The organism is Microcoleus sp. PH2017_12_PCY_D_A, from assembly GCF_020738565.1.
In the GTDB taxonomy this organism is placed as follows: domain Bacteria; phylum Cyanobacteriota; class Cyanobacteriia; order Cyanobacteriales; family Microcoleaceae; genus Microcoleus.
The window spans coordinates 1-16,202 of record NZ_JAEQCI010000122.1 but is presented as its reverse complement, the minus strand read 5'-3'; the positions used below and the strand labels follow the sequence as shown (position 1 = coordinate 16,202).

Here is a 16,202-nt window from a genome sequence, read left to right as displayed (position 1 = left end):
CCTAACCTGAATCGAGTCAATCACCGAGAAGAAAAGGTTTGTAGTGAGGACTTTAGTCCGCATCAAAGAAAGGACTGAAGTCCTGACTAGGAACCAATAATAGGATAGATAACAACTCATCCACTCAATCTTAATAACTAATCGCTCTTTCTAAAGCATCTTGTAACTGAAGTTCTAAAGGTCTATCCGATCGCATTTGCAAGCCCGGTAAATCGTGTTTTACTAACAGTTTTTCGCCGGTTTCCGCAGCCGCGCTCGGCCAGAGTACCCAACGACTACCTTGGGTAAGAGTGTTTAAACTTGCAGAGTTTTGAGTCAGCCAAATTATCGATAGTTGCGATCGACTATCGATCGCATCTTCCCCAGCATTAACCGCCGCTAAAGTTTCCAAAACAACCCGGTTCCCCGACACAAGTCCAGTCCCGGCCGTCCAAAGTTTGACGTTTAACAGGCGCTTGCTAGCATAGAAGTAAAGAGACGCTGCTACTGTCACCGCTCGTTCAAATTCCTCTGCTTGCCACGTGGCAGCGCTGTCGAGAGCAATAATAATTTCTTGACCGCCTGCTGCAACTTCTAACTCTCTCACCCGCAGTTCTCCGTAGCGGGCGCTGGTGCGCCAGTGAATCAGGCGGGTGGGGTCTCCGTGGCGGTAAGGTCTCAGGTTGCGGGTAAGGCCTTCGGTAGCGGTTTGCGATCGGCTGCGATCGTACAATTGCGGACTGTCTTCTTGACCGATGCGATCGATCAAAGGGCAAGTGCTCAACGGCAAAACCTGCGGGTAAACCACCGCCACCGCTTTTACCGGGCGGCTGCGGCGGCACCAAAACAACCCTAAAGGCGCCGCCGTTCTCAAGTGCACCTCTTGCCAGCGATAGACGCCCCGCTGCCGGACTTCCAAGTAATATGTATCCCTGTAGATACTTTTAGGCTCTATGACCTCGATCGGGCGGACGAGCTCTTTTCCCAGTACAAACGGCAAGATATCTAGGACTTGCAACAAAGTTTTAGGTTCGCGGGCGCGATTTTCGATTTCTAGTTCCACAGTGATTTTATCCCCCGCACTCACCGGTTCGATCGGGTGGCGGCGCACTTCCAAGGAACGCAGCGATTTTGCAGGCAAAACCGCAGCTACTCCCAGCAGCGCCAAACTGCCACCGCTGAGCGCGTACAGCCACCCAGACATTGTATTAGTAGCAGACCCAAAAAAGAACAGCGTCATCCCCGAGAGCAGCCAACCCGCGTAGGCTGGAGTAACAGCGCGATTTTCGAGCCAGTCGGCAATTTTATGACTGATATTCATAGGAGTTAAAACTGTTAATTGCTCGATCGCCCATCAAGCCTAATTGTAAAATATTCTCAGCATTTAGCACCGAATTAGCAAGGGAGCGATTAGATTAGAAATCGGGAATTTTTTCGCTAACACCTTGACCCTGCCCAACAACGGATACAAGATCCCGACACTCGATCGCCCGCGGTCAATCCCCAAATTTTAGATCGTAGTTGAAACTCCCAGATTCACGGCGCTGCGAGTCAATCTAAAATCTAAAATCTAAAATCTAAAATCGACTGACTGGAGACAAAAAAATGAACCCATTAAACAATCCTACACCCGTTAAACCCGACGCTCAAGCCCGCCGCACACCACCACCGCCACCCCCCTTGGCTGCAACTCCCGCGCCACCACCACCACCACCGGCGCCTGCTGCACCCGCCCCGGCGCAGCAGCAGCAACAGCAGCATCAGCAGCATCAGCAGCAACAGCGGGCTGTTGAAACTCCCGTAAGCACGATCGAACAAATGGTCAGAGATGCCCATACCGCCTCAGCTTCCGACATTCACATTCGAGTCGGCCAAGTACCGAGATTTCGGATTCGGGGCGTCATGCAAGTAGCAACCAGCCACCCCAAAGTCACACCAGAAATTTTTGAACATTACTTAGCCGAAATTCTCAGCCCCGAACAGCGAAAACAGTTTGCAGCTACCAAGGAATTTGATTCAGCAATTTTTTATCCAGGCTTCGTGCGGTGTCGGCTAAACTGTTTTGATTCCCTCAGCGGCGGCGCCATAGTATTGCGGTTGATCAGTTTAGAAATACCGACTATCGACTCCCTGAGGTTGCCGGAAGTTCTCAAAAAGGTCATTTTGCGATCGCAAGGATTAATTTTGATTACGGGGCCCACCGGTTCGGGGAAATCGACAACAGTAGCTGCAATGATCGACCACCTCAACCAGATGGAACAGAAGCACGTAGTTACAATTGAAGACCCGATCGAATTTATCCACCCTTCTAAAAAATGCTTGGTCAGCCAGCGGGAAGTGGGCTTGCACACCCACGAGTTCCAGCAGGCTTTGCGGGCAGTTTTGCGGGAAGATCCCGATGTCATCCTGATCGGGGAAATGCGCGATCGGGTTACCATCAATACAGCCTTGCAAGCAGCTCAAACAGGTCACTTAGTATTAGGAACCCTCCACACTCGCAGCGCCATCAACGCTATTAACCGCTTGTTGAACCTCTTCCCGCCCGAAGAACAGCAGGCAATGCGGATTCAAATTTGCGATTCTTTAGTAGCAGTAATTGCCCAACTTTTGTTACCAACAGTTGACAACCGCCGCGTCGCAGTTCACGATATTTTGGTGAACACGCCAGCCATGCACGAATACTTAATGAAAGGTGACGATGATGAAGCTTTCCGGTTGATGCAACATGACACCTACGAAGGAATGCAGATTATTAACCAGGATCTTTACAAACTCGTACTAGAAGGCCGAGTCACCATCGAAGAAGCAGCAAAAACTTCTCCCGAAGCCAGCGATTTAGACCGCCGCTTGCGGACAGGAGGCTACGAAGTTGGGTCGGCTCGCGACTTTGAAGGTAGCAAAAAAGAACGGAGCGTTCGCGCCTAGTAGCAACATACAGGGGTAGGCACAGCACGGCTACCCCACCCATTAACACTATTTGAGATTTCTGATTTGAGATTTGAGATTAAAAACTTGGGAATGACTTATTGTGTATGGGTTTCAATCGCTAACCGACAGTTGCATTCTTTTGTTTAACTACTAATATGGGTAGCAATATTTTCGGCTCTAGCGCCATATTTGGCGCTGTTGTGGCTATCTTTACTTAAATCTTAACTGTATTTAGTACCCCGAAATACATTCGGCTTAAATAGTAAAATTATCTCAAGTCTATTGTTAAGTTTTATTAAACAAGCTCGCTTTACATTAACTTTAAAATGGCGTGAAAATTCGCAGAGAATTGCAAAGAAATAGTAAAGGTATATTTTTAGTATTGCCAACAGGCTGCAACTTCAGTTTATAGTTGTAGTGACAAATTTTTGACAGATCCAGTTTTAATTTTGCCGCTCGCCAAAGCCAGCAGGTTAAACAAGCGCTTAATAAAACTACAACAAGTAGGCTTAATACAAGTAATTAGTAGGATAGCCGAGCGCGTGTCTTTCCGATTAAGTCGCTTTCTGTAAGAAGAAAAATCCTCAGACCAAGTAGACTTTTAAGGATTTTGTCCCTCGAAAATCTGTTTGACAACTCTGAATCAGCAGCCGTATTTCTACAATTTACAGGAGCCAAGAAAATGAAGAGTGCGTCTAACCCCTCAGAAATGTTTGAAGGTAACAGCAAAGCCGCAATAATCGATCGCATCCAGCGCCTAGTTCCCCCAGGTTCCCCCGAACCGCAAGATCCTGAAATCCTAGCAGCTCTACAAACTCTAACCGCACAGCTAATCGCAGCCTATCAAGCCGACGGACAACTCGATCGCGAACCTTTTACCGACGTGCGCGATCGCAGCATTCACCTGTACGCATCCGCCTGCAGCAGCAAAATCAAAGGAAAAACCATTCTCGTAACCGGCGGAGAAGGATGCGTCGGCACTTTCTTAATCGAAAAACTCCTCGAACTAGGCGCCACCAAAATCATTTCCGCAGACAAAGCTCGATGTCAAAACCCCGAAGAAACTATCGGGCACTTTAACAAAGAAGGTGCAGTAACTTTCTATGCCGCCGACATTCGCAACTTCGAGGCGCTGAAACACATATTTGAGGCAGAAAAACCAGACATTGTTTTTCACCTAGCAGCCCAACGCCAACCCGGACTAGCTGAAATCCAAATCCGAGAAACAGTGACAACCAGCCTGTTAGGATGCAAACACGTCATCCAACTGTGCGAAGAATACGGTATAGAAAACTGCGTCTTCTCTTCCACCGGCAAAACATCTCGATACTTTACAACCGAAGTTTACGCCGCCTCCAAAAAGTTAGCCGAATGGCAATTTGCCGCTTCAGCTCAAGCAGGAAACGTCACTTATGGGATGGTTCGCTTTACTCATATGTTGGAAAATAGCTTGTTCTGCGAGCAAATGTCGAAGAAAGTAGAGCAAAGTAAAACTGTCAACGTTCACGCTCCCCACCGCTACGTCACCGCTCAAAATCTTGTCGAAGCCATACATTTATTGCTGAACGCAATGATTGTATCAGTTCCCGGAAAACTGAAAATTGTCGCCGTCAGCAATCTCGGGTGGCCGACAGAAACCTTGGAAGTCGCTCTTTATAAAATTCTTGAATCCGGCAAAAATCTGCCGATTTATTTTCAAGGACTTTTGCCGGGATACGAAGAACCGTTTTTCCTCGGACAGTTTGACTGGAGCAAACCTACAGACATCCATCTGCTAATTAATGTTCAGGAAGATCCTTTTAGAAGGATTGATGATGCTGGCGACATGGTAACTGTAGAATTAGCTCCTTTTTCTTTGCGCGTGTTAGAGCGACAAGTGTCGAACCTGGAAAACTTAATCAGCACTCCAGATTTGCCGGAAGTGCAAATCAAGCACGCTCTAGTCGCAGCGGAAAAAGAAGTGATTGCTTCCTCTTTTGCATGGAGTTCCCCGGAAGAGTTGTTGAAGATTTTGCAGTGGGGAGTCAATCCCAAGAAATTGCAAGGTTACGGAACAGAAATTTCTGACTACAGGGAAATTATCGAACTCCTCCTGCAAGGAATGTACGGGCGGCTCAACGAAGAAGTCTTGAACAGTGCGGGAGTTACTGCTGATGAATTTGAGCAATTAGTTGACAGTCTTTCTACGCTGGATTCTCTTCAAGCAGAAGTGGGATATTTGCGATCGATATCGAGATGTTTCAGACAATCTGTACTCCCGGCACACTTCACCCAAAAAAAATCTGAACCGGTTCCTGTCCGCGATGCAGCGTAATTGGAAAATAGTTTAGAGATGGCTTTGTTGATTTTAGTGGATTAAAAATAGAACATCCCAAACCCGGTTTCTTTGAGATACCGGGTTTCTTAAGTCTGGGCCTGTTTGAGGTTGAATTAAGTGATTTATAGCCGAGTCTCAGAAAGATGAGGTACTATCCGGCATGGGCCGGAGTCGGGCATAGGGCATAGGGCATAGGGCATAGAGCATACCTCATTTTTTTGAGAACCGCTATATACCAAATCCGGGCTATTCATCCCCGTTATAAATTGTAGGGTGCGTCGCTCGCTGGCAGCTTGGTTGAGGGCGAGAATTATTCGTGGATCCGCACCCTACGTCTCTGAGATCGTAAAGGGGTAGCTAACCCGGATTTAGTATTACTTAAGATTGCAAGAATCGACATGATATGATATCGTGTTTGAGCGAAGGACGGCGATCGAATAGGTTCCCTCGTTCGGAAGGAAATTCCTAGTAGTGGATGCGGACTAAAGTCCTCACTACAAACCTTTGATTGATCGTTAGCAAGAAGTTTTATTTAGATTAACAAAAGTACGGCTGCTGTTGCTAGCAATAACAGGATTCCGGCCGCACCTGCGAGGGGTTTTGCTGCTATTCCTGTAATCCATTCCGGTACTTTGTTGGTTTGATTAATTACTCGTTCTGTATCTACGGTAGTTATACCCCAAATCCATCCGGCGTGGAGTCCGATCGCCAATCCTAAGCTTCCATTGTCGGCGGTGCGGGCTAAGGTTAAAACCACGCCCATCAGCCACAATCCCGGGAGTTGCGGTATAGTTTCTTTGGCAGCCCAAATTAGGTGGGCGATCGCAAAAATAAAACTGGCGATCGCGCCTGCGGTTAGTATTGAGTAATCTTGCTGGAGTAGATTTTGCAAACAGCCGCGAAAGATTAACTCTTCTGTGGCGCTAATCCACACTGCTAATAACAGAGTCACCAGAGTTGAAGGCTTCAGGATTGAAGCGGGAAAATTAATGATTGTTTCGCCTGTTTCGGTGGAAATTTCGCTTTTTTGTAGCTCGATCCAGCCTGCGGTTAATTGTAGACTAAATAAAATTACTAAGCTGATTATTCCTAATCCCAATCCCCGCAGTAATGACATCAAAACTGCGGGTTGCCAATCCCAACCCCAGTTAGCAAAAGATGTATTTTCGAGCGAACTTGTCGCCCATAAAATGAAGGGAACAATCAGGTACAGGGAAGCGAGTAAAGGTAGTTTTTTGTTTCCCAGGGGTTGGGGTGGATGCCATTTGAGGGCGATCGCCAGCACGATCGCAGCAGGAAGCCACAAAACTACCCAAGTTGAGAAAAACAAGATTATTTTGACAATTGCTGGTATTGATGGCGACATCGATCGCAGGTAACTTATATTATTCCACATTTAAGGGCTTGCAACCATAACACTGGAAAGCTGTTAACTGTTGACTGTTGACTGTTGACTGATGACTGATGTCTAATAGACATAGGAGTTAAAAGCCAGTCTTGAACAGGCATCCTGCCTGTTCCACAAGAATTATTGCAGATATCTAATGACTGATGACTAAGGACTAATAACTAAGGACTAATGACTAATGACCAAGGACTAATAACTAAGGACTAATGACTAAGGACTAATGACTTCAAAAGCGATCGATCCGGCGCTGAATTTGTCTGAGAGACTGGTACATTTCGGGTAAGCGGTTGTACACAGCAGCGGCTTTGAGAAATAGTTTGTGGGGAATTGCTGGCACCCCCGTCACGATCGCACCTGCGGGCACGTCGCTGTGAATTCCGGCTTTGGCTGTGGCGATCGCACCATCTCCGATTTTAGCTTGGTTGGCTATTCCTACTTGACCGGCCAAAATTACATTGTTGCCAATTTGTACGCCGCCTGCTAAGCCGACGTGGGCCGCAAAAGCGCAATTTTTCCCGATTTGACAGCCGTGACCTACGTGTACTAAATTGTCTATTTTTGTATTTTGGCCGATGCGGGTTTCTCCGACTGCTGGCCTGTCGATCGTGCTGTTGCAGCCCACCTCAACGCCCTCTTCCAATACCGTGCACCCAGACTGCTCCATTTTCACCCATCCGGAGGCTGTCGGCACAAACCCAAAACCTTCGCTCCCGATCGCCGCACCGCTGTGAATGACGCAATTTGCCCCGATGCGAGCACGTTCGTGAATGACGCAGTTAGCGTGTAAAACTGTATTTTCGCCAATTACCGCATCTGGGTAAATTACGACATTGGGATGAATGCAAACGTTATTGCCGATTTTGACTTTTGCTTGAATAACTGTGTGGGGGCCGATACTGACATTTTCACCGATTTCAGCTTCGGGGTGAACTGTGGCGGAGGGATGTATTTCGGATGGTGGGCGAAATGGTTGGTAAAAAAGGCCGATGGTTTGAGCAAATAGCAATCGCGGATCGGCTGCGGAAATCCAAGCAATGTTGCGATCGGCACATTGAGCTTGGAGGCCTTCATCTAAGGGTAAAATTAAGGCTGAAGCGTTTGTGGTGGCTGCACGATCGGCAAATTTAGCTCCTTCTATGTAGCTGATCGTACCGGATGCGGCTTCATCGACTGGGGCGGGGCCTGTAATTTCTCGATCGTCCGCGCAGGAGGCTTTGAGGCTGTGGTTGTTGGCTAAGTTAAGTTTCTCTACTATGTCGCTAAACTGCATAAATAAAAATTTGCTGTTAACACCTATTCCTTAAGGTGAAAATCATATCATGTTCGATTGTTTGTAGTAAGGACTTTAGTCCTCCTTTATTGCCTAAAATTATGAGGACTGAAGTCCTTACTACGAACCTGGGAAGGACTGAAGTCCTCACTACGAACCTCGGAAGGACTGAAGTCCTCACTACGAACCTGGGAAGGACTGAAGTCCTCACTACGAACCTGGGAAGGACTCTTCCTTCTCACTACGAACCTGTTCGATCGCCCTTTTTGAGTTTAGCAGCGCCCATGCAAAAGGGAGCCGATGTCTTCTGCTCCCACTCACTCTCAAAAAGCTGTAAAGTATTCAGTTATTTTTGGCAACTACTGCACAGAAGAGGCTTCTACATCTACGGTGCGGGCTGTACCTTCTGAATAGGTGCTGGTTGGTTCGGATGCTGATGCTGTCTCTGTTTGGCGGGATTTAAAATAGTCGATCGCCATTTGGGACACTTCGGAAATCAGCAATACTGCGATCGCCACATCGTCAATTTGTCCGACTACCGGGAGAAAATCCGGCGCAATGTCGATCGGGCTCGCCAGATATGCTAGGGTTCCCAGAATAATCCACCAGCGGTACTTGGGGTTGCGGATCGTGTCGCGGTACCAGTTGTAAACAGATTGTATAGAAAAGCTCATGGGGTTGTCCTCTCGTTATATTTTCAATCTTGACAAATTATCGCTCAAAACGCTTGTGGAGATATCCCCCCTAGGGTTGGGAAGAGAATTCTACTCCGAGGTATTTGGAATTGGGTATCAGCGATTTGTGGCGACTTAATACCTTTTTTACCAATTTCCCCCCCCTATAATTGTTGGGTTTGTTTGGATGGGTTCTTGAAAAACCCACGTGCGTCGCTGTCACATTGTCGATTTTTAGTTGTAGGGTGCGGATCCATCGAGAATCCCTAAACCAAGATCGACAATTTCATAGCGACGCACCTTGCACTTCGGGTTGAAAAAATAAACCTTTTTTTTGGCAAAATTTAAACTCAATGGTATTCTCAAACGATTCTGCAAGGAATATTCTTGAGTGTAAAATAACACCTTTATTTTAACATTGTGGATGGGGTGGATAGCGAGAGTTGCGGATGTTTTTATCATCGAAACTCAAAATATCTTGGGTTAGGGGCAGCCCTATTTGAACAAACAAAATGGTACACTAAGGAACAGTTTTTTGGTATAAGTTGACACCGAATCTTTTTGAACTCGACGATGGGGTCGATCGCCCAAATTACTGACATTTTTATGATGAAAACTCAGTCAAAATACACGTTCACTCTGTAGCCTATTTTCCCTAACCCTTGTATTCACGGGAGTTCAGCCTGATACTCATTTCGGTATGCGTTTCAGCATCCGATTTTCACAGCCAGTATTATCACCGATCGCCCTACAGTCAATCTAAGTACAATAAAGCAATTAAAGTATCATTAAATACCCGTACTCCGAGTTTGGACAGAGCGTTAAGTTCGATCGAAAAAAGGGCACTTTTCACCCATCTTGAAACACCCATTTTTGGTCGCCGATCGCAATTTCGCAACCGTTCGCCAACCAAAAAGGCTCGTTAGCAGCCAGCCTCTGTCCTCCGACAAAAGTGCCGTTGGAACTGCCGCTATCGAGAAGTTGATATCGCTGTTTGCCAACTTCGTCAGTGGCGCGGCGGATTTGGGCGTGGTAGCGGGAACTTTGCGGATCTTGCAATACTAAAGTGTTAGTCGGTTCCCGTCCAATTGTAAAAGGATTGGCCGTTAAACCGATCGCCTGTCCAGAAAACTTGTAGATTAAGTATGCGGTGTTTTTGCGATCGCTGCTGGCGAGTACCGTCGGTGCAAGTGAAGGTGAATTTCTCGCAGGTGGGAGACTGTTTTGGGCTAGTTGTTCTGTCAGTTGTTGCAAATCGCGATCGAATGATGCTGCTGTTTCAGAAGCCGGAAGACTCGCCGGAGAATGACCTGAAATTAAGTTTAACTGCTGGACGGGAGCTTGAGGCGCGATCGGGCGGCCAGCTTCAGCAATTCTCATTTGCAGGGCGGCCGAATTTTCTGCTTCCTGTCGCGCACTCATTCCCTCAACTTGGCGAATCACTCCGTTGGTTTCCGGGAAGCTGACATCGCCAATTCGCACGTCTTCTAAGTTAAAACCTAGGGGATAAAAGTCTTGGACGCGATCGAGCAAATTTTGGCGCAGCAACAGCCGACCTTGAGTGATAAGCTGTTGTAAGGAAAATTGCCCGATCGCTAATCCCATACAATCTTTAACTGCACTTGCTAAAGCCGCAATGGGATCGGACAATTCCAAAGCTACCCGTTTCGGATCTATAACTTGATAAATAACCGTCAAAGTCGCATCAATTAAAAATCTATCCTTAGACAAAAAATCTCCGTGGGACTGCACGTCCAAATTGCGAAGTTTGGTATCTACGAGGACAATTTGACACTGTTCCAGCAGGGGAAGGGCGAAGCTGAAATGGCGCCCGGATTTCAGGGTACGCACGGCGCGGCCGTTTTTGACCAACAAACCTGTGCAACCCGCCCCGATAAAGTCCATGCTAAACCCGGCCCAGCGTTCTGGAGTCACGGTTTGAATCAGGGGAGAGGCGTTGTTCATGGGATGCAGTTGAGGGAGGTTCGATTCTACTTTTAGGGTAACAAATTGCTGGCGGTCGATCGGGCGATCGGTGTGCCGGTTCGGCAACTTCTATACTGTACGCCTCCACAAGTCCCCATTCAGCACGTACTGGATCTAGTTTGCATCTAGAATTTATTTGCTATACTTTACTTTACGAAGCGATCGGTCAAATGAAATCTTCATAAAAAGCGATCGCGACCAAATAGTAAAATAAGTTTAATAATAAAAAAGTGAAAATTAGGTTATATTAAAGTGTAATTAAAAACATCACTTTTGAAACAGACTGCACAGAAATCTGTTCTGCAACCTGCTTAGGGCGAAGGCGTTATCTCGCGAAAAAGTGTTTGTCTGTATACTCTTAATATAAAGTAAGTCGATCTATCTGAGCTATGGTTCCAAATTTTTATATTATAAGTGCCTGACGACAAGTTAAAGTTTCTTAATTCATCCGAGCCTGTATTCGTACTTCTTGAATTTTCAACACGATTTCCGTTTGAATCAAGTATTTCAAAATCTCCATCTGCTTCCATGTTTTGGAGATAAATATCAAAGCGACTTTGATCTGGAACATAAAGTCGATACAAAATGGGATTTGATTCCTGGTTACTCGTACTCAGTTCGCCTCGATAGTTAACTTCAGAACCCAATGGCAGAGAATATGGATAACCACTCAGGGTATTTTTGTAAGAATCACGTTCGTTTTTGTAAGAATCTCGTTCATTTATTAAATCTTGATGTTCTCTCACAAAGCAATCAAGCTTAGTCTCAAAAAAAGTAACTTGTTCCGCAATATTTTTGGGCTGCGAGCTATCGTTGCGACAGTTATCTGAGGTTAACTTGTTATTTAATGTCGAGAGTTTTTGTTTGACCTGTTCGCCTTGCTGCTCCAGATTTGAAATTTGACTTCCCTTGCCCAGATTAAGCGATTGAAGGTTATTAATACGTTGGTGTTGATCGTAGACAAAATATCCTATTACAGCTATTAGTCCTGTGAATAAACAACATAAAGTAGCAAGAACTTTGATTTTTCCCTGTTGGCTTGTACTCTCGTTGGTAAGAACTTGGATTGTTTGCTGTAGTTTTGTTACATCCCCCAATCTAGGGGTATAAGGAAAGTCAGCAAGTGTTTCAATTTGGTTACAATGCTTACCTCTCATAGCTTCCCAACTGCTGTGTAGGAATGCTGACTTACATCCAGCACAGAAAACAATGCGATCGCCAGCCTTTAGTTTATCCTTGGTAAACGGGTCTTTGCGTCCTTCACTGAGAAATTTTTCATGTCTGTTCTCATTCACCTCATGGATATGCACACTCATAATTCAAACTTATTATTGATTTGAAGCAGGGGACAGTGCATTACTCGCCAGCACATAGCCTCTGCACTCACAGGAGTCCGCGCCATAGAATGCACGCCATATCTGCTTGTGCGGGTTCAATACAATCGCAAACTGCCAATCATTTCCAAATAAACGCTCCTGCGTTGTGCGATCGGTGCCTGACATGAAAACATCTAAATTATTTGGATGCGTGTGATACCAACCAATCACCTGTAGCTGCGTACCAAGCCGATCCACATAGTCAAGCATTTCTTTCCATGTCTCGTGAGTAACTTCCAGATAACCAGCGCTACCTCTGGCTAGTCTTCCTGGAATTGCTTGTTCGGCAATTGCATAGACAACATCTGTATCTGGATTGCGAAAAGCATGACCCAAAAGAATGCCTCCTTGCTCGACAACATTTTCGTGTGTTGTATATCCCCAAGCAATATGCTGTTTAATTGTATTAAAAGCATCCATTTTTAAGTAAAACTCATAACCAAGAGAAGAACCTTGCTCCCTTCTGAAGTTTGAGCTAAAATAGTGGACAGTTTGCAAATCTGTCTTTTTTGTTTCAGCAGGAGAGTATGGAGGCTGAGACTCCTTGATCTCAAACTTAACCCTGTTTGCGGACTCGTTGCTTGGCGTTGGTTGAAATTTAGGGTTGTTCTGACTTTGAACATTCCTGTCCGATACCACCTGAAATGTCTTGCCACTGGGCAATTGAACATTGTCAGTAGGTAATTTCCCATTATTACGCTCGCGTTTGTACCATTTAGCTGCTTCGTGATTAGCAATTTTTTTAGCATCTGGCTTTACATAGCCTTCTTCATATTTAAGAGAACGAGCTACTCGCAAGAGATAGCTTCCAATATCTTTTTCTGGCGCATCTCCATCAATGTAATCAATCCATTCTCCGCTTCTGCGGAATATTCCAGACTGCGTGAAATGAGGATGAAAAATAATGGGAAAATCACCTACCAATCGAATTTGAGGTAGGTTATTTTCAATTATTGGATGTTCAAAAAGAATATTGAAAGAGATTTCCCCTTCTCCTTGAGGAGTTTGCCAAGAAATGCCTCTTGGCTCAACTGCAAATAAAAATCCTTGATAAAGACGAAGTAAATTGGTAGGCATCATTACCAAACTCTTGATATTCATCTGAACGTACAGAATTTTCTCATAGGACATAAACTTGATAGCGGGGACTTCAACATTAGGCATAGAGCGCTGTATTGCAGCCTCTTTTTCTGAATTCCTTTCCATATATCTCTCCAAACTACTATCACCGTATTGATTCACCCCTCTCTGCAATAATTTGAGAGAGGAGTAATTTGAAGTTGCTATTGAATCTGAAACTTTTTCTTGATCTCAGGCTGGATTGTAAATCTCGACTTGGTTGGATCGGGAAGATTTGTGCGATCGCAGGGAAACAAACCACTTGTATTCTTACTCAAAAACCAGTCTCGCGCATCACTATTTGCAGGACTGTGAGGGTTTGTGATCTCCAGATCGAACTGCAAAGTGCGGATCATGCGAATTACATGATGTCCTAATCCTTCAGAAATGTCCCAAGTCCCATAGCACCAGTTGCCGTTACTATACCAGTTTGGATGGTAAGGAGGCGGACTGGTTTGCATATTAATTAATGGCGGACGATTCGGGTAATCCTCTGATAGTTCGAGGGAAATTACGTGTTCATTGCGATAGCTGGGTGTTGAGCTAATAATTGTCCGCACTTTCACGGTTAGTTCGTATGCTTCAACATAGGGGGCATCGCCCCTAACAGCCTTCCACTGGATCAAATCGCCCCTAATATTAACCATTTCGCTGTGGTCGTTCTTCAAACGAATTAAGCGAATTTCTTGAGGTGTAGTCATATCTCTGCTCTCCTTTAAATTCCTGCATCGGTAGCAGGGACAACACGAATAGTATTTTTTTCTGATTCTTGCACGCCAGCATTACGGAAAGTTTGACCGGGTTCGATCATGTTGCCACCTTTAATTGCCAATCCATAGCCTTGACGGTCTGGAGTTATAAAACTAGCTGTGATTAGTTCGGCAACTGCTTCTTGTGCAGTAATACTGTCATCTAAATTTACAGTCATCATTCTGCCATCTGTAGGATGAACGAAATTAACGTTAACGTCTGCCATTTTTACTTTCCTGTATAAATCAAACTTGAGTGAATGGATTGTCCAGAGATAGTTCGTAGTATTTGTACCTGCGCTCTGGATCGTATACCGCAACAACATGGCGGTGTGGTACACCTAGCTGCCAAAGGCTCATATTTAACAAATCTTCGGCTGTCTGAGTTAGGTTGAACTCAGATATAGTACGTTTGGCGGATACCTGCTCGCTTCGACTAGCCTCACTTACATCACCTCCTTTACTTGTGCAGTTCTTGCAGATAGTCTCTGTATCAAAAATCCGAAAGCTTGGCTTGTTCAATTCAATTTCTATACCGCATGATTTACACGATACAGACTGAACAAATGTGCGATCGGAACGAAAATCGAGAGTGGCTCCCGCACCTGATAAGTCGTCTTTGGACACGAATTCCAGAAATTCTTGTAATGACATGGAATTGGTCAATGGGAGTGAGATTATTTCGGGATAAGTAGCGTGTCCGTAGCAACTATCATTTTTATTTAAAGTCAAGATGTCAAAATCATTTACCTTCCCTTGAAAATAGATTTTTCTGCCGCTTTCAACCTTTTGACCGCACAGAAACTTTACAGCTTCCTGCACTTGAATAGCAGAGACAATAGACGATGTTACTTGTACAGTCGGCATTTTTCCTTCTTCAAACCGAGTGCGTTTGAAATCGTCACAAGAGTATCGCATTCGTGCTGCTGCTAGCTGCTGTTTTGTCGCTCCGCATTGGTAACAAGGTGCTTCAGGAGGAACGAAAACTGTCACATGACCACCAAGTTCGTAGATACCCGCATCGATCCACGGTGTATTAGCCAGCCAGCAACGTTTATTAACTGCAAATCGTGTCTCTACGTTGTCTAAGCAGCCCAGCACCAGATTCATGGAGCGAAATATCCCTGTTCCCAATTCCCAGACAACATCTCCATGAAAATAGTGAATGCTTACATCTTCTTCCAAAGCAAGTTCCTTGGTTCGCATCGCTGCAACCTCTGCTTTCAGCTTCCCCTTATCTGTTTTCCGAAACAATACAGTTCTGCTCAAATTCGAGGTAGATATTGTGTCAAAATCAGCAATGTAGATATTGCCAACTCCTAAAAGCGCAAGATTTTTCAGCGTTTCATTACCAATGGCTCCGGCTCCGACAACAAATACATGGGCATCTTTAAGTTTTTGTTGATCCCATCCTGCAATCCGTTCTTGCCGATCAAAAGGATTTTCTTCAATATCAGTAACTTGACTAATAGAAAATTTGGTACTCATCTCTAACTTCTCCATGTGTGATCGCAGGTTTTGCACTTCCACGAACCGTTATCCAACTTTGTGATATTTCCTGGTCGGGAATCATCAGAAGTGCGACAAATCGGACATACTTTCGGTCGGGTTAAAGTTGTGTTCCCAAACCTGCCACTTCTACGAGTTACTGTTGGCCGTACCACAGGTGGTTGCTGTGTTGAACCTAGCACCTCAAATTTTTTCCTGGGCGATTGCGGAGGAGATTCTTGAGAGAACGTAGTTACTATAAATCGTCGCGTCCATTCATATAAAATCCGAAATTTATTCAGCATATATTCGTTGAATCCGAGTATGTAAAGCTATCTCCACAGCTACATTGCTTATTGATTGACTTCCCGACACCTTCGGGCTCGATCGCCCGTCGAAACACGAAACCCAAGCGAGGAAAGCGTGTACTGCCCGATCGCACGCACCACAAATAGAGACCAAAATGCTTGTAGCATTCAGTACCAACTCGCTCTCGTACCAAGCAACTCATCGCTACCTACATATATTTCGGATTCACACCCAAACTTTTATGCAAAATTTGGCGTTTTGTTACAAAACTTTATACTTGCCTGCTAACCGCGTCTGTGTCTGCACCCTAAACTCTTTACACATAGCCCGATCTTTTTACAACAAGGCCATAATCGCATCGGTTTCTTAAATGATACACTAAGCATACTCAGCCAGCAACTAGCCATAGCTATAAATTTTGGTTAGGCTCTGGCTATCAACTAAGCGAGACAGACTGCGATGACATCCAGCGACGATATTTTTGCCGATGCCGCGAATAACGGGTCTTCTGGGTTTGCGGTGATAAGAAAAGCTAATTAGAAAAGCAAGCTAATAGTCGATCTCGAAAATTGTCGAAATTAACAAATCCATAGGCTTGA

At 45.2% G+C, this 16,202-nt stretch carries 13 protein-coding genes; 2 read left to right on the top strand and 11 right to left on the bottom strand.

The genetic code is table 11. The features are described from left to right. Nucleotides 1–130: 130 nt before the first annotated feature. Nucleotides 131–1,300, bottom strand: coding sequence for a DUF58 domain-containing protein (locus JGK39_RS27690; protein WP_293259371.1), 1,170 nt, complete (start codon nt 1,298–1,300; stop codon nt 131–133). Between the two features lie 284 nt (nt 1,301–1,584). Between JGK39_RS27690 and JGK39_RS27685 the strand changes: the two genes are divergently transcribed. Both JGK39_RS27685 and JGK39_RS27680 read left to right on the top strand, forming a co-directional pair. Beyond that, a complete protein-coding gene (locus JGK39_RS27685; protein ID WP_293259374.1) occupies nt 1,585–2,904 on the top strand; it encodes a PilT/PilU family type 4a pilus ATPase in 1,320 nt (439 codons plus the stop codon). A gap of 613 nt (nt 2,905–3,517) precedes the next feature. Further along, nucleotides 3,518–5,221 (top strand): polysaccharide biosynthesis protein, encoded by a 1,704-nt coding sequence (locus JGK39_RS27680; protein ID WP_293259377.1) that lies wholly within the window; start codon nt 3,518–3,520, stop codon nt 5,219–5,221. 535 nt (nt 5,222–5,756) lie between these two features. Here the strand turns inward: JGK39_RS27680 and JGK39_RS27675 are convergent. From JGK39_RS27675 to JGK39_RS27630, 10 genes are all read right to left on the bottom strand, one after another. Next, nucleotides 5,757–6,620, bottom strand: coding sequence for a type II CAAX endopeptidase family protein (locus JGK39_RS27675; RefSeq protein ID WP_293259380.1), 864 nt, complete (start codon nt 6,618–6,620; stop codon nt 5,757–5,759). 238 nt (nt 6,621–6,858) lie between these two features. Continuing rightward, the gene (gene lpxD, locus JGK39_RS27670) at nt 6,859–7,902 is read right to left on the bottom strand and encodes a UDP-3-O-(3-hydroxymyristoyl)glucosamine N-acyltransferase (RefSeq protein ID WP_293259383.1); all 1,044 of its coding nucleotides are present in this window, start codon (nt 7,900–7,902) and stop codon (nt 6,859–6,861) included. Nucleotides 7,903–8,261: 359 nt separating this feature from the next. After that, nucleotides 8,262–8,576, bottom strand: coding sequence for a YkvA family protein (locus JGK39_RS27665; protein WP_293298171.1), 315 nt, complete (start codon nt 8,574–8,576; stop codon nt 8,262–8,264). An 849-nt stretch (nt 8,577–9,425) separates the two neighbouring features. Further along, the gene (locus tag JGK39_RS27660) at nt 9,426–10,628 is read right to left on the bottom strand and encodes an SPFH domain-containing protein (RefSeq protein WP_293298168.1); all 1,203 of its coding nucleotides are present in this window, start codon (nt 10,626–10,628) and stop codon (nt 9,426–9,428) included. A gap of 245 nt (nt 10,629–10,873) precedes the next feature. Next, a complete protein-coding gene (locus JGK39_RS27655; protein ID WP_293298165.1) occupies nt 10,874–11,878 on the bottom strand; it encodes a hypothetical protein in 1,005 nt (334 codons plus the stop codon). A gap of 12 nt (nt 11,879–11,890) precedes the next feature. Further along, complete coding sequence (locus JGK39_RS27650; protein ID WP_293298162.1) at nt 11,891–13,180, bottom strand: Mov34/MPN/PAD-1 family protein; 1,290 nt, start codon at nt 13,178–13,180, stop codon at nt 11,891–11,893. 41 nt (nt 13,181–13,221) lie between these two features. Then, nucleotides 13,222–13,758: a ubiquitin-conjugating enzyme E2 gene (locus tag JGK39_RS27645; RefSeq protein WP_293298160.1), complete on the bottom strand. Its 537-nt coding sequence runs from the start codon at nt 13,756–13,758 to the stop codon at nt 13,222–13,224. A 14-nt stretch (nt 13,759–13,772) separates the two neighbouring features. Beyond that, nucleotides 13,773–14,033: a hypothetical protein gene (locus JGK39_RS27640; RefSeq protein ID WP_293298157.1), complete on the bottom strand. Its 261-nt coding sequence runs from the start codon at nt 14,031–14,033 to the stop codon at nt 13,773–13,775. 19 nt (nt 14,034–14,052) lie between these two features. Continuing rightward, nucleotides 14,053–15,294 (bottom strand): ThiF family adenylyltransferase, encoded by a 1,242-nt coding sequence (locus tag JGK39_RS27635; RefSeq protein WP_293298154.1) that lies wholly within the window; start codon nt 15,292–15,294, stop codon nt 14,053–14,055. 353 nt (nt 15,295–15,647) lie between these two features. Continuing rightward, complete coding sequence (locus JGK39_RS27630) at nt 15,648–15,770, bottom strand: hypothetical protein (protein ID WP_293308884.1); 123 nt, start codon at nt 15,768–15,770, stop codon at nt 15,648–15,650. Between the last annotated feature and the right edge of the window lie 432 nt (nt 15,771–16,202).